This window comes from Sphingomonas sp. EC-HK361 (genome assembly GCF_902498785.1).
In the GTDB taxonomy this organism is placed as follows: Bacteria; Pseudomonadota; Alphaproteobacteria; order Sphingomonadales; family Sphingomonadaceae; genus Sphingomonas.
This window is the reverse complement of the sequence record NZ_LR701492.1, coordinates 1-25,899: the sequence shown is the minus strand read 5'-3', so window position 1 is coordinate 25,899 and position 25,899 is coordinate 1. Positions and strand designations below refer to the sequence as shown.

Genomic DNA, 25,899 nt, shown 5'->3' with positions numbered 1-25,899 from the left:
GATATCGCAGGATGAAAACGTCGCAGGTTGACACGGTTGACACCTAGTCGCGGGTGCGCGCCCGCGCGTTGCATGGAGTGAGGGCTGTAGGACAGCCGGTATCGACGGTTTCAAAGAGCGGCGCCGGTTATCGCCTGAAAGGTGCGCTGTAGGACAGAGGGCATCGAAGCAGGGGCAGGACCAGCTTGCCGCTCGCCGAGCGATTGAACGCCACCTCTTGGGCTTCGGCGGCACGGTGGACCCCGGACCAGGTCCGGGGTGACGATGGGGGTTGGGTAGGGGTCAATCCTCGACGCGCTTCAATCCGGCCGCGCAGGCCTTCGCCTTTGCGACATAATGCTGCGCCGAAACGCGGAGCATCGCCCTGGCCGTATCGTCGAGGGTGCGCACCGCACGGGCGGGCGATCCGACGATCAGGCTGCCGGGCGGGAAGGTCTTGCCTTCGGTCACCAGCGTGCCAGCGCCGACGATGCAATCCTCTGCGATGACCGCGCGGTTGAGGACGATCGCGCCCATGCCGATCAGCACGCGGTCGCCGATCGTGCAGCCGTGGAGGATCGCGTGATGGCCGATCGTGCAGTCCTGACCCACGGTGAGCGGCGCGCCGGGGTCGCTGTGCAGCATCGCGCCTTCCTGGATATTGGTGCGCGCGGCGATCGGGATCGCGGTGTTGTCGCCGCGGATGACCGCGCCGAACCACACGCTCACCTCCTCACCGAGTTGCACGTCGCCGATGACGTCCGCTGATGGCGCGACCCACGCGCTGGGCGCGCGGGTCGGCCGTTTTCCGTCAATTTCCCAAAGCGGCATCAGGCCATTTTCATCTGGGGCAGCAGCTTGTCGAGCGTGACGGGATAATCGCGCACGCGCACCCCGCAGGCGTTGTAGATCGCATTCGCGACCGCCGCGCCGACTCCGCAGATGCCGAGCTCGCCGACACCCTTCGCCTTCATCGGCGAGGATTTGTCGTCGATCTCGTCGAGGAAGATCACCTCCTGATGCGGGATGTCGGCGTGGACGGGGACTTCGTATCCGGCAAGGTCGTGGTTGACGAAGAAGCCGAAGCGCGTGTCGACGACCGCATGCTCCATCAGCGCCGCGCCGACCCCCATCGTCATCGCGCCGATCACCTGGCTCCGCGCGGACTTGGGGTTGAGGATACGTCCCGCAGCGCAGACCGCGAGCATCCTCCGCACGCGCACCTCCGCGGTCGCGGGGTCGACCGCCACCTCGACGAAGTGTGCGCCAAAGGTCGATTGCGCATAGGTCTTGCCGAGATCGCCGAACTCGATCTTGTCCTCGGCGGACAGCGGCGCGAGGTCGCTGAGGGACACGGACTTGTTGCCCGCCCTGATGCGCCCGTCATCGAAGGTTGCGGTCGCTGGGTCGAACCCCGCCTTTGCCGCGAGTCCCTCGCGCAGCTTCATGCAGGCGGCATAGACGCCGGCGGTCGAGCTGTTCCCGCCCCATTGCCCGCCCGAGCCTGACGAGACGGGAAAGCTGGAATCGCCGAGCAGCACGACGACCTTGTCGATATCGACGCCCATCAGCTCGGCGGCGGTCTGCGCGATGATCGTGTAGCTGCCGGTGCCGATATCGGTCATGTCGGTCGCGACGGTCACCACGCCCTTGCGATCGATGCCGACGCGCGCCGCCGAATCCATCGTGATGTTGTCGCGAAAGGCGGAGGCGACGCCCATGCCGATGCGCCAGCGCCCGTCGCGCACCGCGCCGGGCGTGGGCCGGCGCGCGGACCAGCCGAAGCGATCCGCCCCCGTCTTCAGGCAGCCGATGAAATTACGGTGCGAGAAGGGGCGGGTGGGCTTTTCGGGATCGACCTGCGTGTCGTTCAGGATACGCAACTGGACCGGGTCCATCTTCAGCTTCTCGGCAAGCTCATCGACCGCGATCTCGAGCGCGAGGAGGCCGACGGCCTCGCCCGGTGCGCGCATAGCATTGCCCTCGGGCAGGTCGAGGACCGCCAGCCGGTGCGCCGTCATCCGGTTGGCGCCCGCATAGAGCAGCCGGGTCTGGTTGGCTGCGGTTTCGGGCGCGCCGCCGGGCAGGTCGCCCGACCAGCTTTCGTGGGCAATCGCGACGATGTTCCCCGATGTATCGGCGCCGAGCCGTATGCGCTGGATCGTCGCCGGACGGTGGGTGGTGTTGTTCATCACCTGCGGCCGCGCGAGCGCGACCTTTACCGGGCGACCGCCGATCGCGCGGCTGCCGAGTGCCGCCATCACGGCATCGGCGCGGATCCACAGTTTCGATCCGAACCCGCCGCCGACATAGGGCGAGTGGACGCGGATCTTGTCCTTGGGCAGCCCGAATGTCTTGATCAGGTCGCGTACCGACCACGCGACCATCTGGTTGGACGTCCACAGCGTCAGCCCGTCTGCCGTCCATGCCGCCGTCGTCGCGTGCGGCTCCATCATCTGATGGCTCTGGTCGGGCGTCGTGTAGGTCGCGTCGATCTTCACGGCGGCCTTTGCGAAGGCGCCGGCGAAGTCGCCGACGGCGGTGTCGGATTCGCCGCCGAAGCCAGACTTCGGCTTGGTCGCGGTCGCTTTCGCGGCCTTGAGATCGTAGGCGCCATTTTCGCGGGCATAATCGACCTGGACGAGCCCGGCCGCCGCGCGCGCCTGTTCGAACGTCTCTGCGACGACGATCGCGACGGCCTGGTCGTAATGCTGGATTTCGGGGCCTGCCAGGTAGCGCGCCGGGCCGTCGTCGCTCTTCCCAAGCTTGCCGGCGTCCTTGTAGGTGACGACCGCGAGCACGCCAGCGCCCGCGGCGGCGGCAGCGGTGTCGATCGCGGTAATCCGCCCCTTGGCGATCGCGGAGCCGAGGATGAAGCCGTAAGCCGCATCCGGTGCGACGTCGCGGCGCTCATAGGCGTAAGGCGCGGTGCCGGTCGTCTTCAGCGGACCGTCGATGCGGTCGTGGGCGATCCCCAGGACCTTCAACTGGTCGGTGGGGTTGGCGCCGGCTGGCTGGTCGAACTTCATGCTTGTGCCTCCGCAATCGCGCTCGCCAGCGCGCGTTCGGCGAGCGGCAGCTTGAACGCGTTCTGTGGGGTCGTCTTCGCGCCGGCGAAGGTTCCGCTTGCGATGCTGCGCGCGTCGGTGCCGCGTTCGGCTGCTTCCACCCGCCACGGCTTATGCGCGACGCCGCCGAACGCCGCGCGGACGCCGTCCGGCTTCATGATCGCCGCGACCGAAACCAGCGCGAAGGCGTAGGACGCGCGGTCGCGGACCTTGCGGTAGATGTGGGTGCCGCCTGTGGGGCGGGGCAGGGTGACCGCGGTGATGAACTCGCCGGGCTTCAACGCGGTTTCGACCTGCGGGGTGTTTCCCGGCAGGCGGTGGAAGTCCGCGATCGGGATGGTTCGCGCGGTGCCGCCGGCATCGACCGTCTCGACGCTGGCATCGAGCACCCGCATCGCGACCGCCATGTCGCTGGAATGCGTCGCGATGCACGCGTCGCTTGTCCCGATGACGCCGAGATTGCGGTTGAACCCGCCGATCGCGGCGCAGCCCGACCCGGGCTTGCGCTTGTTGCACGCCTGATTGGTGTCGTAGAAATAGGGGCAGCGCGTGCGCTGGAGCAGGTTGCCCGCGGTCGTCGCCTTGTTGCGCAGCTGGCCGGAGGCGCCCGCGACGAGCGCGCGGGTGAGGACGCCGTAATCGCGCCGCACGCGCGTGTCCGCCGCCAGATCGGTGTTGCGGACCATCGCCCCGATGCGGAGCCCGCCCTCGGGCGTTGCCGCGATCGTATCGAGTCCGGTGCCGTTTACGTCGATCAGGTGCTGCGGCGTCTCGATCTCCAGCTTCATCAGGTCGAGCAGGTTCGTGCCGCCGGCGATGAACTTCGCGCCGGGTGTCGCGGTCGCCATCTGCGCGGCCTCGGCGGCGGTCTTCGCGCGGGCGTAGGTAAAGGCTTTCATGCCTTGCCTCCCTTGCTTGCGACGTCGGTGATCGCCTCGACGATGTTCGAATAGGCGCCGCAGCGGCAGATGTTGCCGCTCATCCGCTCGCGCACTTCGTCGGTGGAGAAGGCGGGCTTGCCGACGATATCGGCGCTGACATGGCTGGGGATGCCATCGCGGATTTCATCGAGCACCGCGACCGCGGAGCAGATCTGCCCCGGCGTGCAATAGCCGCATTGATAACCGTCGTGGCGGACGAACGCTGCCTGCATCGGGTGGAGATCGCCCGGCGTGCCGAGGCCTTCGATCGTCGTCACCTTGTCGCCTTCATGCATCACCGCGAGCGTCAGGCAGCTGTTGATCCGCCGACCGTCGACGATGACGGTGCAGGCACCGCACTGGCCGTGATCGCAGCCCTTTTTCGTGCCCGTCAGGTGCAGATGCTCGCGCAGCGCATCGAGCAGCGTCGTGCGCGGATCGAGGTCGAGCGACCGGGGCTTGCCGTTGACGGTGAACGATACTGGCATGGTCGGGGCGACACCCTGTTTCATCGGCGGTTGCGGACGGGCAATGGCGGGCGCGCCGGCGAGCGTAGCGGTTGCCACTCCGCCTGCGATGACCCCCCGGCGCGATACCGGCAGGCAAGTGTTTTCATCGTGCATGTGTCCCTCGCGGCTGCGCATTCTCCCGACTGAACGGATACGCAGCCAGCCGGTTGCAACAATGTGTGTGATCGATGCCGGGGACGCAAGATGCGGGCTGGAGCGGGTAACGGGAATCGAACCCGTGTATTCAGCTTGGAAGGCTGCTGCACTACCATTGTGCTATACCCGCCCGGAGCCTGTTGGCGCCTCGCGTGGACGAGCGATTAGCGGGCGGGGCGGGTGGGCGCAAGCACCTGGCGCATCCTTCACGGCTTGCTTACCAAGTCCCGCTAGACGGGCGGGCATGTATCACGACACGAGCCTGGCGCGGACCGGTGCCGCCGATCCGCGGCCGAAATCGGCGGTCAGCCACGGGGCGGGGCTCGTCGGGCTTGCCGGGCTTATCGCGTGGATCGCGCTGGCGTGTCATTTCCGGATGGACGGGCCGTATGCGGCGCTCTGCAACGTCGCTGCGTGCGGGGTGCCGATGATCTTTTGGTCGGTGCTGGTCGACAAGGTCCACCGCAATCCCTCGACCGGGATCGACTGGGCAAACGTGAAGCCGTGGCGCGCGACGATCGACGTGAGCCTGACGAAGCTTGCCGGACTGTGGGCGACATGGGCCGGGATCGCGCTGATCTACGCGACGGGGCGCTTCTATTGGGACGGCAATTACCTGTTCGCCATGTGGTGTTTCGAGGTCGCCGCGCCGTGGGTGTTCCTTGCCTCGATCCCCTACGTCCTGTGGCTCGACCGCCGGCTGGTGGAGCCGAAGGACGGCGCCTGGCATCTGGGTGCGTGGCTGATGAGCATCGGCGGGGCGGAGAGCGCGAAAATCTTCGCGCATCTGCGGGCCTGGGCGGTGAAGGGGTTCTTCCTCGCCTTCATGCTCGCGATCGTGCCGGGCGGCTTTGCGGAGTTCGTGCGCGGCGACGTGTCGGGCGTGTTCGGCGATCCGGTGAGACTGTCGCTCTGGCTCATCACCTTCATGTTCGTGATCGACGTCGCGTTCGCGACAGTCGGGTATCTGCTGACGATGCGGCCGCTCGATTCGCATATCCGATCGGCCAACCCCTATGCCGCCGGGTGGATGGCGGCGCTGATCTGCTACCCGCCCTTCATCCTGATGGACGATGGCGGGCCGCTCGATTACCGGCCGGGCACGCAGGATTGGAACGTCTGGTTCGCGGGACATCCGGTGGTGCTCGGCATGATCGGCGCGGTGCTGGTGGCGCTGACCGCGATCTATGCGTGGTCGACGATGGCGTTCGGCTTGCGCTTCTCGAACCTCACCGATCGCGGCATCCTGACGCATGGCCCGTATAGCTGGTCGCGGCACCCCGCGTATCTGTCGAAGAACCTGTTCTGGTGGATCTCGACCGTGCCGGTGCTGACGACGGGCAGCATCGTGGATGCGGCGCGGACGACGATCATCATCTGCGCGGTGAGCGGGGTGTATTACTGGCGCGCGACGACCGAGGAGCGGCATCTCTCGGCCGATCCGACGTACCGGGCGTATTCGGAGTGGATGGCGCGGAACGGGCCGGTGCCGCGGCTCTTTGCGTGGGTGCGGGGGCGGTGACTCGATCCTCCCTGGAAAGGGAGGGGGACCATGCGCAGCATGGTGGAGGGGGTCGCCCTATCGAGAGGGCGATACCCCTCCGTCAGTCGCTAACGCGACTGCCACCTCCCCTTGCAGGGGAGGATTTAGAAGCTGGCCTCTTCGTAAACCTTCGACACGTCGCCGCCCCAGGCGCCGTTGTAGCGATCGAGCAGGACCTGCGCGGGGACCTTGCCTGAGCGGACGATCTCGCGGAGGGGATCAAGGAAGCCGGTCTCGTTGTCGCCCGACTGGTTGGTGCGCGCCCGCGCGGCCAGCCCGGTGCTCGCGATCTCCAGCACTTCGCCCGCGATGTCACGTAGGCGCCCGCCACCGGGCAGCGGCGCGTCGAGCGCCAGCTTCGGCACCGCGCTGCGCAGCGCCTCGCGGTCGTCCATCGACCAGCCCCTGACGAGATCCCACGCCGCATCGAGCGCCCCCTGATCGTAGAGCAGCCCGACCCAGAAGGCCGGCAGCGCGCAGATGCGACTCCACGGCCCGCCATCGGCACCGCGCATCTCGAGAAAGGTCTTCAGCCGCACTTCGGGGAAGGCGGTGGAGAGGTGGTCGTTCCAGTCGTCGAGCGTCGGCTTCTCGCCGGGCAGGACGGAGAGTTCGCCCTTCAGGAAATCGCGAAACGACAAGCCGGCGGCGTCGATGTAGCGCCCCTCCCGGTAGACGAAATACATCGGCACATCGAGCATGTAATCGGCGTAGCGTTCGTAGCCGAAGCCGTCCTCGAACACGAAGGGCAGCATGCCGGTGCGATGCGGATCGGTGTCCGACCATATATGGCTGCGATAGGAAAGGAAGCCGTTGGGCTTGCCTTCGGTGAAGGGCGAGTTGGCGAAGAGCGCTGTCGCGAGCGGCTGGAGCGCAAGGCCGACACGGAATTTCTTCACCATATCGGTTTCTGATGAATAGTCCAGATTCACCTGAATGGTGCAGGTGCGCAGCATCATGTCGAGGCCCATCGTGCCGACGCGCGGCATGTGGCGGAGCATGATGGCGTAGCGGCCCTTGGGCATGATCGGCAATTCGTCGCGGCGCTTGTCGGGCCACATGCCGAGGCCGAGGAAGCCGATTCCCAGCTTCTCGCCCGCGGCCTTTACCTGCTCCAGATGCCGGCCCGTCTCGGCGCAGGTTTCGTGGAGATTATCGAGTGGCGCGCCCGACAGCTCGAACTGCCCCGCGGGCTCGAGGCTGACCGAGCCGTCCGCCCCGGTCAGCGCGATGATGTTGCCGCCCTCCTCGACCGGCTGCCAGCCATGCTGCTCCAGCTCGACCAGCAGCGCGCGGATGCCCGTCGGCTCGCCCCAGCTCGGCGCGTGGTGATCGGCGGTGGAATAGACGAACTTCTCGTGCTCGGTGCCGATCCGCCAATGATCCTTCGGTTTCTCGCCGCGCGCGAAATTGGCGATGAGCTGATCGCGCGACTCGATCAGGGGTGCGTTGCTGTTCGAAACCGTCTTGGTCGTCATGGCCGCGCCTTACGCCGGGATGAACGGCGCCGCTAGAGGCGGATCATGGGGGCGGTGCCGATACGATCCGCTTCACGGCCAGTATCGCCACGACCGCGACGACGGCGCCAAGGATCATGTCGATGAAGTAGTGCGTGCCTTCCACCGGGGTGGCGAGCAGCATGGCGATGTTGATCGCCAGGATCGGCCATCGCAGCTCTCGCCGCGACCAGGCGGTATGGATGTAAAGGACCGCGGCTGCGGTGTGGAAGCTGGGGGCGGAGACGATCCCGCGCAGATGCGAAAGGTCGATGACGCCGACGCGGTGATCGCGCAGCGCCGGGATGAGGCCCTCCTGCCAGAGCTCGCTTTCCGGCATGTAGGGCAGCGGCGCATGCCAGAGATAGGCGAGCGGCCCGACCGCCGGCATCAGCACGTAGAGCGCGAGCGTGACGAGCGCCGCCAGCCAGAAGGTGATGAGGAAGCGGTGTGCGGCGGCCCGGTCGCCGTGCCAGGCAAACCAGCCGAGCAGGATCGCGGGCGTCAGGTAGATGCTGCGATAGGCGGCGAGGCCGATGTGCTGGAGCAGCGGATGTTCGGCGACCGTCCGGTACCAGGCGAGCCAATCGAAGCCGAGCGCCACATCGATTCGCTGCAGCGCGGCGTCGTGGAAGCCGTAGGTGAGTGCTGCGATCGGGTAGCTCGCCACCGCGCCGATCAGCGCGATTCCGGTGAACAGCGCGTAATATTCCGCGCAGTCGGCGATAACGCGGCCGTATCGCGGTATCCAGCGCTCGCCATTCAGGCGCAGGAAGATGGCGACGCCGCCGGCGAGATAATAGGGGACAATGCCTTCGCCGAGCGGATCGATCGTCAGCCGCGCCGCATGCATCAGCAGCGACAGCATGATGACGCTTGCCGCGATGCACAGGAACATTGGCCGGCCATGGTCCAGCCGCGTCCGCGAAGGATCGCTCGCGACCCGGGGAGAAATCGTCCGGATCGACGATGCTGCGGTGAAGGGAGACTGAGGCAAGGACGCAACTCTTACTGTAGTGCCGGCCTGCCTCGGCCCGATCGCCTTTCGCATGGCTGAACGGCGCCTGTCAGGGCTGCCGTGCGACCGCCTGATCCTCGAGACCGTAGCGCTTGGCGCGCGCCGCGACCGCCGGGCTGATCGATAGGGCGGCGGCGCGGTCGGCGGCGGCCTGTGCGGCCTTGCCCAGCCGCTGCGCGACGATGCTGCGGGCGTAGAGCGACCAGGCGCTGCGCGGCTGCGCTGCAATCGCGGCGTCGTAATCGGCCAGCGCCTTGTCGAGTTCGCCGCGGCGCAAGCGCACCAGCGCGCGGCTGTCGAGATAGGCGGCGGTGTTCGGGCGAAGCCGCAGCGCCGCGTTGCAATCGTCGAGCGCGCGGTCGAGGTCGCGGTTCGCGAGCGCCCGCGCCCAGCAGCGGCCGTTGAACGCGACTGCGCGGTCATGGTCCTCGGGATGTGCCTTCAGCCACTGGTCGTAGCTCGCGATCGCGCCGTCATTGGTATCGGCCGCGTTATACATGGCGGCGAGCCGGAGCCGCGCATCGGAGGAGGGCGCCAGCACCCGGTCCGCCGCGCGCAGGTCTTCGAGCGCGCCGGCCCGGTCGTTGCCGCGCAGCCGCATCTGCGCGCGCGCCAGCCGCGCCTCGCCATTGTCCGGCGCCAGCGCGATCGCCTTGTCGAGATCGCCGGACGCGAGCAGCGGCTGGCGGAGCGCGAGGCGAGCGCTCGCACGCTGGACGAGATAATGCGCATCGTCAGGCGCCATCGTGACGGCCTTGTCGAAATCGGCGATCGCGGCGTCCAGCTTCCCGCTGGATGCGAGGATCGCGCCGCGGCGGCTGTAGCCGGCGGCGTCCGTGGGATCGCCTGCCTTGTCGGTCAGGTCGAGCCTGACGCCCTTGTCATCCACCGCGCCGCGCGGGCTCAGCCCGAACAGCGGCCCGCCTTCATAGGTCACGAACATCCGGTGGTAGCGATTGTCAACATAGAGGCGGTGGGTCAGGAAGAAATCGATACCGATCAGCATGTCGGCATTGTCGAACGCCTGGTCGGCGAAGGTGATCGTCGGCCCGCTGATCTTCTCGCCGCCGATGTCGATCGTATCGAAGCGCGCACGCCATGACCGGACGCCCTTGGTGCCCAGCCCGTGCGCGAAGCCGGTCGCGGTCACGCCCGGACTGTCGGGCGTGACGCCGAGTTTCCGTGCTGCGGCAAGCGTCAGCAGCGAGCTCTGCGCACCGGTATCGAAGAGCGCGCGCAGCTTCACGCCGTTGATCGTGATCGTGCCGATCGTGTGGCGCTGGCCCGGCCCCATCGGTTCGAGCGGGACGGTGGTGAAGGGCTTGCTGCCCGCCCAATAGGCCATGCTCGCGTCCTTGCAGCCGTCCCCCTTCATCAGCGTGACGACGCCGTGGGGCAGATCATAGGCGACATCCGCGATGCCCAGCAGGTTCTGGCCGAGGAGCCCCGCATAGCCCGTGTCGCTGCCGCCGACCCCGAACTGGATGCGATCGAGCGTCTGGCCGGCGATGGTGAAGGTCTTCGCCGTGGTGTAGCCGAGCGAGGTGCTGCCGCCGATCCCCTTGAGCCGTGCGCCTGGGCCGAGATCGCCGATGGTCAGCCCATATTCCTTCGCGTTCGCCTCCGCGATGGTGCTGAAGAAGGCGCCGCTGTCGAGGATGAAGCGCGCGTCGCGGCCGTTGATCTGTACGGTGACGATCGGGCTGCGGCCGGTCATCGTCACCGGGATGTCGACATATTTCGACAGCTTGCAATCGGCGGCGGCCGGGCGAGGGGCGATCAGTGCGCCGAGCGTCAGGGTGAGGGCGATGGAAAGACGGAGCATGGCCAATCCTTTGCACCCTTTGTCGCACCGGGCGGCAGAGGTCACTGTTCTATTCCATGCCGGAAACACGCCCGCAAATGAACAAGTGGTCATGGCGTTTTCAGGTGGCGGACTACCAGTCGCCGGCCGCTGCCATCCATAGCGATACCGCCGCCGCCGCAGCGGTATCGGCGCGCAGGATGCGCGGGCCCAGGCTGATGCCGATTGCTTGGGGGTGCGCGCGGATGAGGTCGCGCTCGTCGGTATCGAAGCCGCCTTCCGGGCCGATGAGGATTGCGGCGGGTCCGGCGTGCGCACGCATCGCCTCTGCCGCGGGCGCGCCGCCATTTTCGTCGGCGAAGAACAGCGCACGATTGGTCGGCCAGTCGCGGAGGAGGGTGGCGAGCTTTACCGGCGCAGCGACCTCAGGGATGGCGGTGCGGCCGCATTGTTCGGCGGCCTCGATCATATGGCTGCGCAGCCGGTCGGTGTTGGGCTTGTCGACGACGGTGCGGCGGGTGATGACGGGGACGAAGCGCGCGACGCCGAGTTCGCACGCCTTCTCCGCCATCCAGTCGATACGGCCCTTCTTGAGCGGCGCGGCGCAGAGCCACAGGTCGGGAACGGTTTCGCGCGGGCGCAGGCGTTCGGTGATGTCGAGGGTCAGCGATCGCTTGCCGATATCGGTCGCGACGGCGAGCCATTCGCCGGTGCGATCGTCGAAGAGCTTCACCGGATCGCCGGGCTTCGTGCGCATCACCGAGACGAGATAATGCGCTTGCGGGCCGTCGACGGTGATCGGGCCGGGGGCGAGTTCGGTCTCGACGAACAGCCGCGGGGTCGATTGTGGAGGCCAGGCGGGGGTTGCGGGCATCTGGGGTGGGTAGCGGGTGTTGCTCCGCGGCGAAAGTAGACCCGTATTCCCGCGAAGGCGGGAATCCAGAGCCGCAACCGATGACGCCTGCAACTCTGGGCTCCCGCCTGCGCGGGAGCACGGTGGTCGTTTGCACGGTAGGAGTTGTTCCCTGGTGGCGCGCCGCTATCTCGGCGGCAATACAAGGAGCATCATCATGGACCCCCTCGACACTCTCGACGACGCGACCGCAGCCGCGGCCTTCCGCCGGCTCGTGCGTCATCTTCGTCACCGCACCGACGCGCAGAATGTCGATCTGATGGGGCTGTCCGGCTTCTGCCGGAACTGCCTGTCGGACTGGATCGAGGACGCCGGCAACCTCGACAAGGCGACGGCGCGCGAGACGATCTATGGCATGCCGCAGGCCGAGTGGAAGGCGAAATACCAGACCGAGGCGACGCCCGAGCAGCTCCGCCGAATGGAGGAATCGGTCGCGAAGAATGCCGCACACGTTTGATCGCTTCGGCCGTTGCGGGCGCCCGCGCGAGCCACTAGACGCCAGCGCTTTCCGATGCGCCTTCGCGATTCTGTCGACGATTTCATCGTCGTTGCGGGGCGGTTCGATCCATTCATTCTTAGGGGCGGGACAATGGCAGAAGAACGGCAGCACGGCATGGGCGGCGGCAGCGTCGCGGCGGACGAACTGCGCCTGCTGATCGAGCGTGCGGAGCGGCTCGAGGAAGAGAAGAAAGGCATTGCCGACGATATCAAGGACGTGATGGCCGAAGCGAAATCGCGCGGTTACGACACGAAGGCGATCCGCAAGATCCTCCAGATTCGCAAGAAGAAGAAGGAAGAATATCAGGAGGAGGAGACGATCCTCGAAACGTATATGACCGCGCTGGGGATGATCTAAAAACCGCCGAATTGGATCCCCGCGAAGGCGGGGATCCAGTCTGGGCTCCCGCCTTCGGGGTTCCCGCAAAGTACTACTTTGCGGGGGACCCCTTCGCGGGAGCACATCGCAGCGTCAAACCTCGGCCGCTGCCGTCGTCCATCCCAGCTTGGGGATGGTGATCGATCGCTTCCCCCCTAAATCCACCCGCGCGACGATCAGGTCGCGGGTTTCGATGTTGGCCAGCAAGCGCCGGACGCGGCCGAGCGAGCTGGTGCCGTAGACTTCGGCGAGCGCGACGTCCGATGGGCACGCGTCGCCGTCATGCGCGGCGCGGGCGATCAGCAGGAAGGCGCCGAGCATGTCGTCGGGGAGGCCCGCCGCGACATCGAGGGCGCGGGTCCAGTCGGGGTCGTCGAGATCGAAGATTCCGGCGCGGGCACAGGCGAGGCGGCGGGCGAAGGCGGCGAGGTCGACCGGCGGGCGCGGCAGGTCGGCCATGCGGCAGCGGACCTGGAAATCCTGGAACAGCACCGCGGGCTGGCGGCCGGCGGAATCGGCGTCGGCGAGGATCGCGCGCATGACGTCGGTGACGATCGTCTCCACCTCGTCCGGATCGCGCGCGGTCGCGTCTGCGGGCGCCGGGGCCGGGCGATCGATCGTGGCGAGCAGCGCGTCGGCCGCGATCGGCTCGGGCTTCGGCAGCGGCGCGAAGGGCAGTTCGGGCGCCGCCGCGACGGGCGCGAAGAGCAGGTCCTTCAGGTCGGCAGGCGGCGCCTCGGGCAGCGGGGTCAGCTTCGGGCTGCCGCTGCGCGCCTGGGTTGCGACCGCGCCGATCTTCACCGTGATCGGTCGTCTGGACACCGCCGGGCCGAGCGCGAGGAAGGTGCCGCGCGCGAGATCGCGGATCGCATCGGCCTGGCGACGCTCCATGCCGAGCAGGTCGGCGGCGCGCTGCATGTCGATGTCGAGGAAGGTGCGCCCCATCAGGAAGTTCGACGCCTCCGCCGCGACGTTCTTGGCGAGCTTCGCCAGCCGCTGCGTCGCGATGACGCCGGCGAGCCCGCGCTTGCGACCGCGGCACATCAGGTTCGTCATTGCGCCGAGCGACGCGCGGCGGACCTCCTCGTTCACCTCGCCGCCCGCCGCGGGGGCGAAGAGCTGCGCCTCGTCGACCACGACCAGCGCCGGATACCAATGCTCGCGCGGGGCATCGAACAGCGCGGCGAGGAAGGTCGCGGCGCAGCGCATCTGGCCTTCCGCCTCCAGCCCTTCGAGGCTGAGGACCACCGACGCGCGGTGCTCGCGGATGCGCGCGGCGAAGCGCGCGATCTCGCGCTCGCTGTAATCCGCCGCCTCGATCGCGACATGGCCATAGGCATCGGCGAGCGTCACGAAGTCGCCTTCCGGATCGATGACGACCTGCTGCACTTGCCCCGTCGAGCCTTCGAGCAGACGGCGCAGCAGGTGCGACTTGCCCGACCCCGAATTGCCCTGGACGAGCAGCCGGGTGGCGAGCAGTTCCTCGAGATCGATGGGGACGGGCGTGCCGGCGGAATCGGTGCCCATGTCTACGCTGACGGTCATTGCCAGCGCGTTTGGCCGATGCAGGGCGCCGATCGCAAGGTGTTTGCGTCTGACCGCGGCGGGCGTAGAGGCGCCGCGGGTGATTCGGGAACGCCCGCACACGCGAAGGAGAAGGGCGATGGGACTACGCCCCAGCCAGATTGCCGATCTTGCCCAGCGGCTGCTGCGCAAGCCTGCCAGCGCGCTCGACGAGGAAGAACTGCGCGTCCTCGAAGGGATCGAGGCGGGCACCACCGTCAGCCGCGACGCCGCCGATGTGGCGGACGAGCGATCGACCTTCGGCGAACGCCTGTCGGATCGGGTCGCGGCGATCGGCGGGTCGTGGACGTTCATCATCGCCTTCACCGCGGTGCTGCTCGGCTGGATGCTGCTCAATTCCGATGTGCTGGCGCATTTCGGGGTGGCGTTCGATCCCTATCCCTACATCTTCCTGAACCTGATGCTGTCGACGCTGGCGGCGGTGCAGGCGCCGATCATCATGATGAGCCAGAACCGGCAGGCGGCGAAGGACCGGCTTGCGGCGAGCCTCGATTACGAGACCAACCTGCGCGCGGAGCTCGATATCCTGCGGCTCCACCACAAGCTTGACCAGCAGGTGATCGACCGGCTGGGCGCGATCGAGGCGAAGATCGACGGTCTGGCGAAAACCGCAGCCGCGTCCTAAGAGCTTCGCCATCACGAACAGAGGCGACAATGGCAGGCCATTCCAAGTTCAAGAACATCATGCACCGCAAGGGTGCGCAGGATAAGAAGCGGTCGGGCATGTTCTCGAAGCTCAGCCGCGAGATCACCGTCGCGGCGAAGATGGGCATGCCCGATCCGGACATGAACCCGCGGCTGCGCGCCGCGGTCAACGCCGCCAAGGCGCAGTCAATGCCCAAGGACAACATCCAGCGCGCGATCGACAAGGCGGTGAAGGGCGATACCGAGAATTACGAGGAAATTCGCTACGAAGGCTTCGGCCCCGGCGGCGTCAGCCTCATCATCGAGGCGCTGACCGACAACCGCAACCGCACCGCGACCAACGTGCGCACCGCGGTGTCGAAGAACGGCGGCAATCTGGGGGCGAGCGGATCGGTCAGTCACGGCTTCGACCGGGTGGGTCTCATCAACTATCCCGCCAGCGTGGGCGACGCCGAAAAGGTGTTCGAGGCCGCGCTCGAGGCCGGGGCGGAAGACGTGTCCTCGTCCGAGGACGGGCACGAGATCTGGACGGCACAGGCCGATCTCCACGAAGTCGCCAAGGCGCTGGAACCGGTGCTCGGCGAGGCGGAAGGGGCGAAGCTCGCCTGGCGCCCGCAGACGATGGTCGCCGTCGACGAAGGCGACGCCGGGACGCTATTCAAGCTGATCGACGCGCTGGACGACGATGACGACGTGCAGACGGTTTGGGGGAATTACGAGGTTTCGGACGAGGTCATGGAGAAGCTGGGTTGATCGGTTCGATCCTCCTCGCGTCGGGGAGGATTTGGTGATTATCCTCGGCCTTGATCCCGGGCTCGGCACGACGGGCTGGGGGGTGATCCATGCCGACGGCAACCGGTTGCGCCATATCGCCAACGGCCAGATCAGGACCGATCCGTCGATGCCGCTGCCGCGCCGGCTGTCGAACCTGCACGCCGCGCTCACCGACGTGATCCTGGCCGAATGCCCGGACGGTGCCGCGGTCGAGGAAGTGCTGGGCAACACCAACGCGCAATCCACGCTGAAGCTGGGGCAGGCACGCGGGGTGGTGCTGCTCGCCGCGGCCGGGGCGGGTCTGGTGATTGGCGAGTATCACCCATCGACGGTCAAGAAGGCGGTCGTCGGCACGGGCGGCGCGGAGAAGCGCCAGATCCAGGCGATGATGGCGGTGCTGCTGCCCGGCGTGAAGCTCGCCGGACCCGATGCGGCCGATGCGCTGGCGGTCGCGATCACCCACGCGCATCATCTGGCGAGTGCGCAGGGCATGGCGCGCCGCGCGCGGGTGACGGCATGATCGCGCATCTGAAGGGGCGGCTCGATTCGCTGGGACTCGACCATGCGGTGATCGACGTGGGCGGCGTCGGCTATCTCGTCGGCGCGTCGAGCCGGACGCTCGCCGCGCTGGGGCCGGTCGGCGAGGCGGCGATGCTGCACACCGAGATGCTGGTGGGCGAGGATTTCCTTCGGCTCGTCGGCTTCGCGAGCGCTGGCGAGCGCGACTGGTTTCGGCTGCTGACCGGGGTGCAGGGCGTGGGCGCGCGGGTGGCGCTCGCGATCCTGTCGGCGCTGGAGCCGGCCGACCTTTCGCGCGCGGTCGCGGCGCAGGACAAGGCGATGGTCGCGCGCGCCAACGGCGTCGGGCCCAAGCTTGCCGAACGCATCGTGCGCGAGCTGAAGGACAAGGTGGGCGGCATCGCGATCGGCGGGGCGACTGCATCTGTTGCACCGGTTGGTGCGGGCGCCGACGCTGTGTCGGCGCTGCTCAACCTGGGTTTCCGCCCGGCCGAGGCGAGCGCGGCCGTTGCGGCGGCCGAGGAAGAACTCGGCAGCGGTGCGGGGCTCGACGCGCTGGTGCGGCTGGCGCTGCGCAAGGCGGCGAAACCCTAAGCCGTTGCCGCGCTCGACATCGGCATCGGCGAACGGGTAGGGAACACGCTACCGATGACCGACAGCGACCGCATCCTCACGCCCGCCCGCAAGCCCGAAGACGTCGACGCGGCGCTGCGGCCCAAATCGCTCGACGAGTTCGTTGGGCAGAAGGCGGCGCGCGAGAATTTGCGCGTATTCATCTCGGCGGCGCGGACGCGGGGCGAGGCGCTGGACCATGTGCTGTTCTTCGGGCCCCCCGGGCTCGGCAAGACGACGCTGGCACAGATCATCGCCCGCGAGATGGGGGTCGGGTTCCGCGCCACCTCCGGTCCCGTGATTGCGAAGTCGGGCGATCTGGCGGCGCTGCTCACCAATCTCGAGGACGGCGACGTGCTGTTCATCGACGAGATTCACCGGCTCCAGCCGGCAGTCGAGGAAGTGCTGTATCCGGCAATGGAGGACCGCGCGCTCGATCTGATGATCGGAGAGGGGCCGTCGGCGCGGTCGGTGCGCATCGATCTGCCGCGCTTCACGCTGGTCGGCGCGACGACGCGGCAGGGCCTGCTGACGACCCCCTTGCGCGACCGGTTCGGCATCCCGGTGCGGCTGCAATTCTATTCGGTCGAGGAACTGGAGCGGGTGGTGACGCGGGCGGCGGGACTGCTTGGGCTCGCGATTTCGGCGGATGGCGCGGTCGAGGTCGCGCGGCGCTCGCGCGGCACGCCGCGGATTGCGGGGCGGCTGCTGCGCCGCGTGCGCGACTTCGCGGATGTGGCAGGCGCGGCGGTGGTCGATGCGAAGACCGCGGACGCGGCGCTCAATCGGCTGGAGGTCGACAAGCTCGGCTTAGATGCGATGGACCGGCGCTATCTGACGATGATCGCGGACATTTATCGCGGTGGCCCGGTGGGCGTCGAGACGCTCGCCGCGGGCCTGAGCGAACCGCGCGACACGATCGAGGAAGTCATCGAGCCGTATCTGATCCAGCTCGGCCTCGTCGCGCGGACGGCGCGCGGACGCTGCCTGAACGCCGGCGGCTGGAAGCATCTGGGGCTGAACCCGCCCGCCGGAAGCCAGGACGGGCTGTTCGAGTAGCGGACCGACGCGCATTCCCGATCCTCCCCCGCCAGGGGGAGGTGGGCCGCGTTAGCGGCTGGGAGGGGGGAGGACACGCCAACTGATGTTTCGTGTCCTCCCCCTCCGTCAGCTATGCTGACACCTCCCCCTGGCGGGGGAGGATCGTTTGAGAGCAAAGGGCGATCGTCGCGCACCAGCGTAGTTTTTGTTGCGTGGCACCCAAGCCACGAGCCTGCTAACCCCGTTCGCATGCCGCTGTCCGCCGCCGCCTCCGCCCGCGAAATCCTTGTCCGCCTGCATGACGTGATGGCTGCGCGCAGCAACGCGCAGGCGAAGCTCAATTCGGTGGTCCAGATCATCGGCGAGGCGCTGACCAGCGAGGTCTGCTCGATCTACCTGCTGCGCGAGGGCGTGCTGGAGCTGTTTGCGACCCGCGGGCTGGCCGAGGAGGCAGTGCACGTCACCAAGCTCGCGATGGGCGAGGGGCTCGTCGGCACGATCGCCGAGACGAGCGAGGTGCTGAACCTCGACGAAGCGGCCTCCCATGCGAACTTCGCCTACAAGCCGGAGACGGGCGAGGAGCGGTTCCACAGCTTTGCGGGCGTGCCGATCATCCGGCGCGAGCGTGCGGTGGGGGTGCTGGCGGTCCAGCATGTCGATCCGCACAAATATGCCGATATCGAGATCGAGGCGCTCCAGACGGTCGCGATGGTGCTTTCCGAACTGATCGCCAATGCGGGGCTGATCGACGGCCCGGAAGCCGGCGCCGCACGCCCGCAATCGACCGCATCGGTGCGGTTGCAGGGCCTTCGCCTCGTCGAGGGGATGGCGGCGGGGCACGCGGTGTTCCACCAGCCGCGAATCACGATCGAACATACGGTGGCGGAAGATACCGAGGCGGAGCGCCACCGCGTCTATGCCGCGTTCGACAAGATGCGCGAGCAGATCGACCGGATGACGGCGCAGGCCGAGTTCGGGGTCGACGGCGAGCACAAGGAGGTCCTCGCGACCTACAAGATGTTCGCCTATGACGAGGGCTGGGCGCGGCGGATCAACGAGGCGATCGACAGCGGGCTGACCGCCGAGGCCGCGATCGAGCGCGTCCAGCAGCGCACCCGCCAGCGCATGCGCCAGATCGACGACCCGCTGCTCGCCGACCGGATGCACGATCTGGAAGATCTGGCGAACCGGCTGCTGCGAACCGTTTCCGGCCAGATGGGCACCGCGGCGCAGCTTGGGCTGCGGCAGGACACGATCCTCATCGCGCGCAACCTGGGTCCCGCCGAGCTGCTGGAATATGACCGGCGGCGGCTGAAGGGCGTGGTGCTGGAGGAAGGCTCGCTGACCGCGCACGTCACCATCGTCGCGCGGGCGATGGGGGTGCCGGTGCTCGGCCGGGTGCGCGACGTGCGCCGGCTGATCGCCGAGGGCGACCTGATGCTGCTCGACGTGACCGACGGATCGGTGTTCGTGCGGCCATCGGCGGCGATCGAGGAGGCGTTCGACGCGAAACTGGCGATGCGCCAGAAGCGCAAGGCGGCCTATGCGGCGCTGCGCGAAGTGCCGCCCGAGACGAAGGACGGCACGCGGATCACGCTGATGGTCAATGCGGGCCTGCGCGACGACGTGTCGGCGCTGGACATCACCGGCGCGGACGGGATCGGGCTGTTCCGCACCGAATTCCAGTTCCTCGTCTCCGCCACCCTGCCACAGCGCGAGCGGCAGCAGCGGTTGTACCGCGAGGTGCTGGATGCGGCGGGCGAGCGGCCGGTGGTGTTTCGCACGGTCGATATCGGCGGCGACAAGGCGCTGCCCTATCTCACCATCGATTCGGGCGGGGACGAGGAGAACCCGGCGATGGGCTGGCGCGCGCTGCGGCTGGCGCTGGAACGCGGCGGGCTGATGAAGGCGCAGGCGCGCGCGCTGCTGGAGGCGGCGGCGGGGCGGACGCTGAACGTCATGTTCCCGATGGTGAGCGAGGCGTGGGAGTTCGACGAGGCGAAGGCGCTGTTCGAGGCGCAGCGCGTGTGGCTCGGCGCGCGCGGCAAGCGGCTGCCCGCCGAGATCCGCTACGGCGCGATGCTCGAGGTGCCGAGCCTTGCCTATCAGCTCGACCTGCTGCTCCCCAATCTCGATTTCCTGTCGATCGGCACCAATGACCTGACCCAGTTCCTGTTCGCGGCCGATCGCGCCAACCCCAAGCTGGCGGAACGTTACGACTGGCTCAGCCCGTCGATCCTGCGCTTCCTCAAAAGCGTGGTCGCGCCGACGCGCGCGGCCGGGGTGGCGCTTGGCGTTTGCGGTGAGATGGGCGGGCGGCCGCTGGAGGCGATGGCGTTGATCGGGCTTGGAATCGGGCGGCTGTCGATCACGCCGGCAGCGGTCGGCCCGGTCAAGGCGATGATCCGCTCGCTCGATAGAGATGCGCTGACCGCGGCGATGGACACGATGCTCGCCAAGCCCCCGCGCGACATGCGCGCGGCGCTGACCCGCTGGGCCGACGATAACGGCGTCGAACTGGCCTAAAGTGCCGATAAACCGTGCCGGTATGATTGACAGTGACTAGCCGCTTTGGGACATCTCGCGCCAAGGGGCGGGGCAAAGCACGGGCGCCATCCTCCCGCCGGAGATACGAATGACCGAGGCCGAACGCGGCGACGAGGCGACTTTGTTTCCGCAGACCGTGGGTGCACGGCTGAGGGCGAAGCGCGAAGCCCTGGGGCTGAGCCTGCCCGAGGTCGCCGCGCGCACCCGGGTGCCGCTGCGTCATCTGGAGGCGATCGAGGCGTCGGACTATTCGCAGCTTCCCTCGCCGACCTATGCGGTCGGGTTCGTGCGCGCCTATGCCCGCGCGGTGGGCGGCGACGAGGTGGCACTGGCCCGCGACGTCCGCATCGAGGCGGGGCAGGCGGTGCGCGCGACCCCCAAATACGAGCCCTATGAGATCGCCGATCCGGCACGCGTGCCGTCGCGCGGGGTGATGATCGTCGCGGCCGGACTTGCGCTTGCGGTCCTCGTCCTGGCGCTGCTGTATTTCGCGACCGGGCTGTTCCGGGGCGGTAGCAGCGTGCCCCCGGCGACCGAGGTCGGCGCGCCCGTCGTCGCGGCGCCCGTCCCGGTCGCCAGCCCGACCCCCGTCTCGGGCGGGCAGGTGACTCTGGCGGCGACCGACGCGGTGTGGCTGCGCGTCTATGACGCCGACAACAAGACGCTTTTCCTCGGCACGATGAAGGCGGGCGACAAGTTCGACGTGCCCGCGGGCGCGAGGTCTCCGATGATCAACGTCGGCCGGCCCGACAAGCTGCAGGTGACGCTGAACGGGTCGAACGTTCCCGCGCTCGGCGATGGCCGGAGGCCGATCAAGGACATCCCGGTCGATGCGGCGTCGATCGCGGCGCGGATCAACGGTGCGTCGGCAGCGGCTCCGGGCGCGGCGGCGTCCCCGACGCCAACCGCATCCGCCTCGGTGCCGCCGGCCTTCACCGCGCCGACGCCGCGCGCGGCGGCTTCGCGCGCGTCCGAGACGAGTGCGCGCCGGTCGAACGAACGTCCGCGCGCGCGCCGCTCGCCAAGCCCGACGCCGAGCGCGGAGGGCCCGGAAAATCTTCTGCCCAACGGGTTCAAGACCAACCCTTAAGGCTGGCGACAGCTTCGCGGTTGCAGCTATAGGCTCAAGGATCGGCGCCGGGGGTGCCGGATGTGTGCGGGGTGTGAGAGTTTGATGCGCAAGGTCCTGATCGCAACGACCATCCTGGCGGGGGTCACCGCTGCCACGCCTGCACTCGCCCAGTCCAGCCTCGAGCCGCGCGTCGGCAAGCTGGAGAGCGAGATGCGCGCGGTCCAGCGCAAGGTCTTTCCCGGCGGCGGCACCTATGTCGAGCCGCAGATCACCCCGGAGCAGGCGCCGACCGTCGTTCCCGGCACGCCGTCCACCAGCGCGGTCGCCGACCTGACGCAGCGGGTTAGCGCGCTGGAGAGCCAGATCGCGTCGCTGACCGGCCAGATCGAACAGACCCAGTACAAGCAGCGCCAGCTCGAGGATGGGTTCAACGCCTACAAGCGCGCGACCGATGCGCGGCTGTCGGCGGGCGCGCCGCCGGCCCCCGCAGGCGGGATGGGCGGCGGTGACGTAGAAGACGACGGCGCAGCGCCGCCGACGCGCCCGACCGCCTCGCGCCCCGCCGGCCCGGTATCGGTGCCGCGCGATGCCGCGCGCGCTGCGCAGGTGACCGCGGTGGAAAAGCCGCAGACGGGCGACGCGGCGGAGGATGCGTATCTCTACGGCTACCGGCTGTGGATGGCGAAGCTCTACCCCGAGGCGGAGGCGCAGCTGAAGTCGGTGGTCACCGATTTCCCCAAGAGCAAGCGCGCGAGCTACGCGCAGAACCTGCTCGGCCGCGCGTATCTCGACGAGGGCAAGCCGAGCCTCGCCTCGATCGCTTTCTACGACAATTACAAGAAAATGCCCGATGGTGAGCGCGCGCCCGAAAGCCTGTTCTATCTGGCCGATGCGCTGATGAAGCTGAAGAAGCCGGCGGATGCGTGCAAGGTCTATGGCGAGCTGAGCGACGTCTATGCGGGCAAGATCAGCCCGTCGATGCAGGCGGGAATCGCAAAGGGACGCTCCGCCGCGAGCTGCAAGTGAAGCGCAAGGCCGACGCCGCGGACGAACCGGGCGATGCGGTCGCGCGGTTCCGCGCCGATCTGATCCGCGCGCTCGGGCGTGCCCCCACCGGTCCGGTTGCGCTCGGGGTGTCGGGTGGTCCTGACAGCATGGCGATGCTCGCGCTGGCCCACGGGGCCTTTCCCGGCGCTGTCATCGCGGCGACGGTCGATCACGGCTTGCGGGCAGAGGCGGCCGACGAGGCGCTGATGGTCGCGGATCAATGCGCGACGCTCGGCATCGTCCACGCCACGCTCGTTCCCCAGACGCCGCCGGAGGGCGCGAGCCTGCAAGCGCAGGCGCGGGGCATTCGTTATGCGCTGCTGCTGGACTGGGCGCGAAGGGCCGGCGCCGGCTGCCTGGTCACGGCGCATCACACCGACGATCAGGCCGAGACGTTCCTGATGCGCGCGGCGCGCGGGTCTGGGGTGGCGGGGCTCGCCGGGGTGCGTGCGCGGCGCGAGGCGGACGGCGTGGTGATCGTGCGCCCGCTGCTCGGGTGGCGACGCGCGGAGCTGCGTGCGGTGGCGCGGCGCCAGCGCATGCCCTTCATCGACGATCCCGCGAACGACGACCTGCGCCACGATCGCACCCGATTCCGCCGCCTGCTCGACGCGAATGAATGGCTCGATCCGCCCGGCCTTGCGCAAGCCGCGCAGAACGTGGCGGAGATCGATTCCGACCTGAAGGCGATGGTCGACCTGCTCTGGCGTCAGCGCAGCACGGACACCGATATCGATATGGCCGATCTGCCGCGCGAGTTCCGCCGCCGGCTGGCGCGGCGTGCGATCGGCGAGGCGCGCACGGCGTTCGGCGTCGATACGCCCGACTGGTCCGATGCCGCCAACGTCGAGCCGCTGCTCGATTCGCTGGCCGCCGGGCGCAGCGCGACGCAGGCGGGCATTCAGGTGACCCGGCGGGGCACCGTCTGGCGCTTTCGCCAGGCCCCGCCGCGCCGCGCGCTCTGATGGGCGAATTGCGCCCATCTGTTCCATTGCCATTAACCGGCCTGCGCCTACATAATGCGGACGAAAGGTTCCGTGCCCGATGAACGACAACGACAAGCAGCCTGGCCAGGATAATGGCGGCGGCAACAATCCCTGGATGAAGAGCCTGCTGATCTGGGTCGGCATCCTGCTGGGGCTGGCGATCATCGTCACCATGTTCGACGGGCGGACCGCGGCTGCGCAGGGCAATGCGATCAGCTATTCCACCTTCGTCCAGAAGGTCGACGAGGGCACGGTCAAGGACGTCAACATCTCGCCGTCGCTCATCACCGGCACGCTGTCGTCGGGTGACAAGTTCAAGACGAACCCGATCGCCGATGCCTCGCTGACCGACCGGTTGCTGAAGGCGGGCGTGCAGATCACCGGCAAGCCCGATGACGGCCCCTCGATCTGGCAATATGTCCTCGTCCAGGCGCTGCCGTTCCTGCTGTTCATGGGCATCGCGTTCTTGGTCGTGCGCCAGATGCAGAAGGGCGGCGCCGGCGGCGGCGCGATGGGCTTCGGCAAAAGCCGCGCGAAGATGCTGACGCAGAAGGAAGGCAAGGTCACCTTCGAGGATGTGGCTGGCATCGACGAGGCGCGCGAGGAGCTGGAGGAAATCGTCGAGTTCCTGAAGGACCCGACGAAGTTCGCGCGGCTGGGTGGCAAGATCCCCAAGGGCGCGCTGCTCGTCGGCTCGCCCGGCACCGGCAAGACGCTGCTCGCGCGCGCGATCGCGGGCGAGGCGGGCGTGCCGTTCTTCACCATCTCCGGCTCGGACTTCGTCGAGATGTTCGTCGGCGTCGGCGCCAGCCGTGTGCGCGACATGTTCGAACAGGCCAAGAAGAGCGCTCCGTGCATCGTCTTCATCGACGAGATCGACGCGGTCGGCCGTCACCGCGGCGCCGGCCTCGGCAACGGCAATGACGAGCGCGAGCAGACGCTGAACCAGCTCCTCGTCGAGATGGACGGGTTCGAGGCGAACGAGGGCATCATCATCATCGCCGCGACCAACCGGCCCGACGTGCTCGACCCGGCGCTGCTGCGTCCGGGCCGCTTCGATCGGCAGGTCGTCGTGCCGCGGCCGGATATCGAGGGCCGCGTCAAGATCCTCGAAGTCCATATGAAGAAGGTGCCGCTGGCGCCCGACGTCGATGCGCGGGTGATCGCGCGCGGCACGCCGGGCTTCTCGGGCGCGGACCTCGCCAACCTCGTCAACGAGGCGGCGCTGACCGCAGCGCGCAAGTCGAAGCGGCTCGTTGCGATGGCCGAGTTCGAGGAGGCCAAGGACAAGGTCATGATGGGCGCCGAGCGGCGCTCGATGGTGATGACCGAGGACGAGAAGCGGATGACCGCCTATCACGAGGCGGGGCACGCGATCGTCTCGATCCACGAACCCGCATCCGATCCGATCCACAAGGCCACGATCATCCCGCGCGGTCGCGCGCTGGGCATGGTCATGCGGCTGCCTGAGCGGGACAGCTACAGCTACCACCGCGACAAGATGTATGCGAACCTCGCGGTCTCGATGGGCGGGCGCGTCGCCGAGGAAATCATTTTCGGCTACGATAAGGTGTCGAGCGGTGCGTCGGGCGACATCCAGTACGCCACCGGTCTCGCGCGCGACATGGTCACCAAATGGGGCATGTCCGACAAGGTCGGCCCGGTCGAATATGCGCAGCCCGAAGGCGAGAGCTTCCTCGGCTACTCCTCGAGCCAGCCGGTGCGGATGAGCAATGCGACTGCGCAACTGATCGACGACGAGATCAAGAACATCGTCGAAGGCGGTCTCGACCGCGCCAAGCATGTGCTGACCGAACATGTCGACCAGCTCCATCTGCTTGCGGGTGCGCTGCTCGAGTATGAGACGCTGTCCGGCGACGAGATCAAGAAGCTGATCGCGGGGGAAGACATCGCGCGGATCGACAATGGCCCGAAGGCGCCGCGCGTAACGGTCGGAACGTCGATCCCGAAGACGCGGCGTCCGTCAGGGCCGTTCGGCACACCGAGTCCCGCGGGGGCATAGGCGCTCGCCGTCTGCAGCGCTAACGTCATATTGGTCGACAAGCGCGCTCCAGGTCGCCGAGCCTCGGGCTGGCCGTTCGATCTTGCCCGCTCGTCGACGCCAGCCCTCCGCACGAGGGCGCAGTTCCACCTGAGACTGGAGGATTGCTGGAGGGTTCAGCGCGGCAAAGCCGCGCTGTCGGACGCCGCAATCAGCGGCGCCGGCCAAGCCGTCGATCAAAAGGTGATTTAGCGCGGCTAGATCACCTCGACGGCTGGAGCGGGTGAAGGGAATCGAACCCTCGTCGTAAGCTTGGGAAGCTTCTGCTCTGCCATTGAGCTACACCCGCATATCAACGACTTAGCGCTGACTGATCGCCCCTGGAGCTCCGGTTTACAATTCCGGTTTACAATCCACGCGCGATGCGGGGGCCAAGTGCCACGTTTCGGGCGGCGTCGTCAACGTAGATGCGACGGATCTACTCGACCTCTTCAGGCGACCAGCCCATGATGCTGGCGATCTCCTCATTAGTGAGGTCGGTGGTGGTCATCAGCCGGGTCGCAAACGTGCCGCGCACGTCGTGGAGGTGTTTGCGGCGGCCTAGGGGCGGGCCTCCAGCCTCGTTCGGTTCGACATGAACGATCCCGGCCTTCTTGGCGATGTCCGTCGTCAGATCATTTGGCGCATCTCGCGGCGTAAATTAGTGGAGTGCGGGCCTCGTCTGGGGGTTGATGTTAGGCGGCGCGCTTGCGGTGCTGCAAGCGTCGATGTTCGATGGTTTGTCGCT

The 25,899-nt window shown here is 67.9% G+C and carries 22 protein-coding genes and 2 tRNA genes; 13 read left to right on the top strand and 11 right to left on the bottom strand.

All coding sequences use genetic code 11. The annotated features are described in order from the left end of the window. Nucleotides 1-282: 282 nt before the first annotated feature. The 5 genes from BOS5A_RS00460 to BOS5A_RS00440 form a co-directional block, all read right to left on the bottom strand. Nucleotides 283-810, bottom strand: a complete 528-nt coding sequence (locus BOS5A_RS00460; RefSeq protein ID WP_151953269.1) for a gamma carbonic anhydrase family protein — start codon at nucleotides 808-810, stop codon at nucleotides 283-285. Then, nucleotides 810-3,008: an aldehyde oxidoreductase molybdenum-binding subunit PaoC gene (gene paoC / locus BOS5A_RS00455; RefSeq protein ID WP_151953268.1), complete on the bottom strand. Its 2,199-nt coding sequence runs from the start codon at nucleotides 3,006-3,008 to the stop codon at nucleotides 810-812. The genes BOS5A_RS00460 and paoC overlap by 1 nt, the downstream gene beginning before the upstream one ends. Continuing rightward, on the bottom strand, nucleotides 3,005-3,946 hold the full coding sequence (locus BOS5A_RS00450; RefSeq protein WP_151953267.1) for an FAD binding domain-containing protein: 942 nt from the start codon (nucleotides 3,944-3,946) through the stop codon (nucleotides 3,005-3,007). Before BOS5A_RS00450 ends, paoC begins: the two co-directional genes overlap by 4 nt. Then, a complete protein-coding gene (gene paoA / locus BOS5A_RS00445) occupies nucleotides 3,943-4,590 on the bottom strand; it encodes an aldehyde dehydrogenase iron-sulfur subunit PaoA (protein WP_151953266.1) in 648 nt (215 codons plus the stop codon). Before paoA ends, BOS5A_RS00450 begins: the two co-directional genes overlap by 4 nt. A gap of 98 nt (nucleotides 4,591-4,688) precedes the next feature. Then, nucleotides 4,689-4,762, bottom strand: a tRNA-Gly gene (locus tag BOS5A_RS00440). Nucleotides 4,763-4,876: 114 nt separating this feature from the next. Between BOS5A_RS00440 and BOS5A_RS00435 the strand changes: the two genes are divergently transcribed. Beyond that, nucleotides 4,877-6,154: a methyltransferase family protein gene (locus BOS5A_RS00435; protein WP_151953265.1), complete on the top strand. Its 1,278-nt coding sequence runs from the start codon at nucleotides 4,877-4,879 to the stop codon at nucleotides 6,152-6,154. A 125-nt stretch (nucleotides 6,155-6,279) separates the two neighbouring features. On the opposite strand, the gene BOS5A_RS00430 is transcribed toward BOS5A_RS00435, so the two are convergent. The 4 genes from BOS5A_RS00430 to BOS5A_RS00415 all read right to left on the bottom strand — a co-directional run bounded on the left by BOS5A_RS00430 (nucleotide 6,280) and on the right by BOS5A_RS00415 (nucleotide 11,367). Then, nucleotides 6,280-7,653 carry a glutamate--cysteine ligase gene (locus BOS5A_RS00430; RefSeq protein ID WP_151953264.1) on the bottom strand — a complete coding sequence of 458 codons (1,374 nt, stop codon included), beginning with the start codon at nucleotides 7,651-7,653 and terminating at the stop codon, nucleotides 6,280-6,282. A 43-nt stretch (nucleotides 7,654-7,696) separates the two neighbouring features. Next, nucleotides 7,697-8,569: a phosphatase PAP2 family protein gene (locus BOS5A_RS00425; RefSeq protein WP_151953263.1), complete on the bottom strand. Its 873-nt coding sequence runs from the start codon at nucleotides 8,567-8,569 to the stop codon at nucleotides 7,697-7,699. 169 nt (nucleotides 8,570-8,738) lie between these two features. Continuing rightward, nucleotides 8,739-10,514 carry a retropepsin-like aspartic protease gene (locus BOS5A_RS00420; RefSeq protein ID WP_151953262.1) on the bottom strand — a complete coding sequence of 592 codons (1,776 nt, stop codon included), beginning with the start codon at nucleotides 10,512-10,514 and terminating at the stop codon, nucleotides 8,739-8,741. Nucleotides 10,515-10,626: 112 nt separating this feature from the next. Beyond that, the gene (locus BOS5A_RS00415; protein WP_151953261.1) at nucleotides 10,627-11,367 is read right to left on the bottom strand and encodes a 16S rRNA (uracil(1498)-N(3))-methyltransferase; all 741 of its coding nucleotides are present in this window, start codon (nucleotides 11,365-11,367) and stop codon (nucleotides 10,627-10,629) included. Nucleotides 11,368-11,563: 196 nt separating this feature from the next. On the opposite strand from BOS5A_RS00415, the gene BOS5A_RS00410 reads away from it, so the two are divergent. Both BOS5A_RS00410 and BOS5A_RS00405 read left to right on the top strand, forming a co-directional pair. Next, a complete protein-coding gene (locus BOS5A_RS00410) occupies nucleotides 11,564-11,863 on the top strand; it encodes a DUF1244 domain-containing protein (RefSeq protein WP_151953260.1) in 300 nt (99 codons plus the stop codon). A gap of 156 nt (nucleotides 11,864-12,019) precedes the next feature. After that, nucleotides 12,020-12,262: a DUF2312 domain-containing protein gene (locus BOS5A_RS00405; protein WP_199857160.1), complete on the top strand. Its 243-nt coding sequence runs from the start codon at nucleotides 12,020-12,022 to the stop codon at nucleotides 12,260-12,262. 114 nt (nucleotides 12,263-12,376) lie between these two features. Here BOS5A_RS00405 and BOS5A_RS00400 read toward each other — a convergent pair whose 3' ends face one another. Beyond that, nucleotides 12,377-13,828 (bottom strand): ATP-binding protein, encoded by a 1,452-nt coding sequence (locus BOS5A_RS00400; RefSeq protein ID WP_151953258.1) that lies wholly within the window; start codon nucleotides 13,826-13,828, stop codon nucleotides 12,377-12,379. Nucleotides 13,829-13,946: 118 nt separating this feature from the next. Here BOS5A_RS00400 and BOS5A_RS00395 point away from each other — a divergent pair, with 118 nt between their 5' ends. The 10 genes from BOS5A_RS00395 (at nucleotide 13,947) to ftsH (ending at nucleotide 25,133) form a co-directional block, all read left to right on the top strand. Further along, nucleotides 13,947-14,492, top strand: a complete 546-nt coding sequence (locus tag BOS5A_RS00395; RefSeq protein ID WP_151953257.1) for a DUF1003 domain-containing protein — start codon at nucleotides 13,947-13,949, stop codon at nucleotides 14,490-14,492. Nucleotides 14,493-14,521: 29 nt separating this feature from the next. Then, nucleotides 14,522-15,265 carry a YebC/PmpR family DNA-binding transcriptional regulator gene (locus BOS5A_RS00390; RefSeq protein WP_151953256.1) on the top strand — a complete coding sequence of 248 codons (744 nt, stop codon included), beginning with the start codon at nucleotides 14,522-14,524 and terminating at the stop codon, nucleotides 15,263-15,265. 34 nt (nucleotides 15,266-15,299) lie between these two features. After that, nucleotides 15,300-15,806, top strand: a complete 507-nt coding sequence (gene ruvC, locus BOS5A_RS00385) for a crossover junction endodeoxyribonuclease RuvC (RefSeq protein ID WP_151953255.1) — start codon at nucleotides 15,300-15,302, stop codon at nucleotides 15,804-15,806. Beyond that, on the top strand, nucleotides 15,803-16,399 hold the full coding sequence (ruvA, locus tag BOS5A_RS00380) for a Holliday junction branch migration protein RuvA (protein WP_151953254.1): 597 nt from the start codon (nucleotides 15,803-15,805) through the stop codon (nucleotides 16,397-16,399). Before ruvC ends, ruvA begins: the two co-directional genes overlap by 4 nt. 54 nt (nucleotides 16,400-16,453) lie before the next feature. After that, the gene (gene ruvB, locus BOS5A_RS00375) at nucleotides 16,454-17,476 is read left to right on the top strand and encodes a Holliday junction branch migration DNA helicase RuvB (protein WP_151953253.1); all 1,023 of its coding nucleotides are present in this window, start codon (nucleotides 16,454-16,456) and stop codon (nucleotides 17,474-17,476) included. Between the two features lie 231 nt (nucleotides 17,477-17,707). Further along, nucleotides 17,708-19,984 carry a phosphoenolpyruvate--protein phosphotransferase gene (gene ptsP / locus BOS5A_RS00370; RefSeq protein ID WP_151953252.1) on the top strand — a complete coding sequence of 759 codons (2,277 nt, stop codon included), beginning with the start codon at nucleotides 17,708-17,710 and terminating at the stop codon, nucleotides 19,982-19,984. A gap of 109 nt (nucleotides 19,985-20,093) precedes the next feature. Continuing rightward, nucleotides 20,094-21,095 carry a helix-turn-helix domain-containing protein gene (locus BOS5A_RS00365; RefSeq protein ID WP_151953251.1) on the top strand — a complete coding sequence of 334 codons (1,002 nt, stop codon included), beginning with the start codon at nucleotides 20,094-20,096 and terminating at the stop codon, nucleotides 21,093-21,095. A gap of 84 nt (nucleotides 21,096-21,179) precedes the next feature. Beyond that, nucleotides 21,180-22,103, top strand: a complete 924-nt coding sequence (locus BOS5A_RS00360) for a hypothetical protein (protein ID WP_151953250.1) — start codon at nucleotides 21,180-21,182, stop codon at nucleotides 22,101-22,103. After that, complete coding sequence (gene tilS, locus BOS5A_RS00355) at nucleotides 22,100-23,089, top strand: tRNA lysidine(34) synthetase TilS (RefSeq protein WP_151953249.1); 990 nt, start codon at nucleotides 22,100-22,102, stop codon at nucleotides 23,087-23,089. The genes BOS5A_RS00360 and tilS overlap by 4 nt, the downstream gene beginning before the upstream one ends. Before the next feature lie 79 nt (nucleotides 23,090-23,168). Further along, nucleotides 23,169-25,133 carry an ATP-dependent zinc metalloprotease FtsH gene (gene ftsH / locus BOS5A_RS00350; protein WP_151953248.1) on the top strand — a complete coding sequence of 655 codons (1,965 nt, stop codon included), beginning with the start codon at nucleotides 23,169-23,171 and terminating at the stop codon, nucleotides 25,131-25,133. A 254-nt stretch (nucleotides 25,134-25,387) separates the two neighbouring features. On the opposite strand, the gene BOS5A_RS00345 is transcribed toward ftsH, so the two are convergent. Beyond that, nucleotides 25,388-25,461, bottom strand: a tRNA-Gly gene (locus tag BOS5A_RS00345). Between the last annotated feature and the right edge of the window lie 438 nt (nucleotides 25,462-25,899).

What these genes read in the sequence shown, in the direction of transcription:
- BOS5A_RS00415 (WP_151953261.1), bottom strand. Translation starts at nt 11,367, where the DNA reads ATGCCCGCAACCCCCGCCTGGCCTCCACAATCGACCCCGCGGCTGTTC.
- BOS5A_RS00420 (WP_151953262.1), bottom strand. Translation starts at nt 10,514, where the DNA reads ATGCTCCGTCTTTCCATCGCCCTCACCCTGACGCTCGGCGCACTGATC.
- BOS5A_RS00460 (WP_151953269.1), bottom strand. Translation starts at nt 810, where the DNA reads ATGCCGCTTTGGGAAATTGACGGAAAACGGCCGACCCGCGCGCCCAGC.
- ruvB (WP_151953253.1), top strand. Translation starts at nt 16,454, where the DNA reads ATGACCGACAGCGACCGCATCCTCACGCCCGCCCGCAAGCCCGAAGAC.
- ptsP (WP_151953252.1), top strand. Translation starts at nt 17,708, where the DNA reads ATGCCGCTGTCCGCCGCCGCCTCCGCCCGCGAAATCCTTGTCCGCCTG.
- BOS5A_RS00395 (WP_151953257.1), top strand. Translation starts at nt 13,947, where the DNA reads ATGGGACTACGCCCCAGCCAGATTGCCGATCTTGCCCAGCGGCTGCTG.
- BOS5A_RS00360 (WP_151953250.1), top strand. Translation starts at nt 21,180, where the DNA reads ATGCGCAAGGTCCTGATCGCAACGACCATCCTGGCGGGGGTCACCGCT.
- ruvA (WP_151953254.1), top strand. Translation starts at nt 15,803, where the DNA reads ATGATCGCGCATCTGAAGGGGCGGCTCGATTCGCTGGGACTCGACCAT.
- paoA (WP_151953266.1), bottom strand. Translation starts at nt 4,590, where the DNA reads ATGCACGATGAAAACACTTGCCTGCCGGTATCGCGCCGGGGGGTCATC.
- BOS5A_RS00400 (WP_151953258.1), bottom strand. Translation starts at nt 13,828, where the DNA reads ATGACCGTCAGCGTAGACATGGGCACCGATTCCGCCGGCACGCCCGTC.
- paoC (WP_151953268.1), bottom strand. Translation starts at nt 3,008, where the DNA reads ATGAAGTTCGACCAGCCAGCCGGCGCCAACCCCACCGACCAGTTGAAG.
- BOS5A_RS00450 (WP_151953267.1), bottom strand. Translation starts at nt 3,946, where the DNA reads ATGAAAGCCTTTACCTACGCCCGCGCGAAGACCGCCGCCGAGGCCGCG.
- BOS5A_RS00365 (WP_151953251.1), top strand. Translation starts at nt 20,094, where the DNA reads ATGACCGAGGCCGAACGCGGCGACGAGGCGACTTTGTTTCCGCAGACC.
- BOS5A_RS00425 (WP_151953263.1), bottom strand. Translation starts at nt 8,569, where the DNA reads ATGTTCCTGTGCATCGCGGCAAGCGTCATCATGCTGTCGCTGCTGATG.
- ftsH (WP_151953248.1), top strand. Translation starts at nt 23,169, where the DNA reads ATGAACGACAACGACAAGCAGCCTGGCCAGGATAATGGCGGCGGCAAC.
- BOS5A_RS00430 (WP_151953264.1), bottom strand. Translation starts at nt 7,653, where the DNA reads ATGACGACCAAGACGGTTTCGAACAGCAACGCACCCCTGATCGAGTCG.
- BOS5A_RS00410 (WP_151953260.1), top strand. Translation starts at nt 11,564, where the DNA reads ATGGACCCCCTCGACACTCTCGACGACGCGACCGCAGCCGCGGCCTTC.
- BOS5A_RS00390 (WP_151953256.1), top strand. Translation starts at nt 14,522, where the DNA reads ATGGCAGGCCATTCCAAGTTCAAGAACATCATGCACCGCAAGGGTGCG.
- BOS5A_RS00405 (WP_199857160.1), top strand. Translation starts at nt 12,020, where the DNA reads ATGGGCGGCGGCAGCGTCGCGGCGGACGAACTGCGCCTGCTGATCGAG.
- BOS5A_RS00435 (WP_151953265.1), top strand. Translation starts at nt 4,877, where the DNA reads ATGTATCACGACACGAGCCTGGCGCGGACCGGTGCCGCCGATCCGCGG.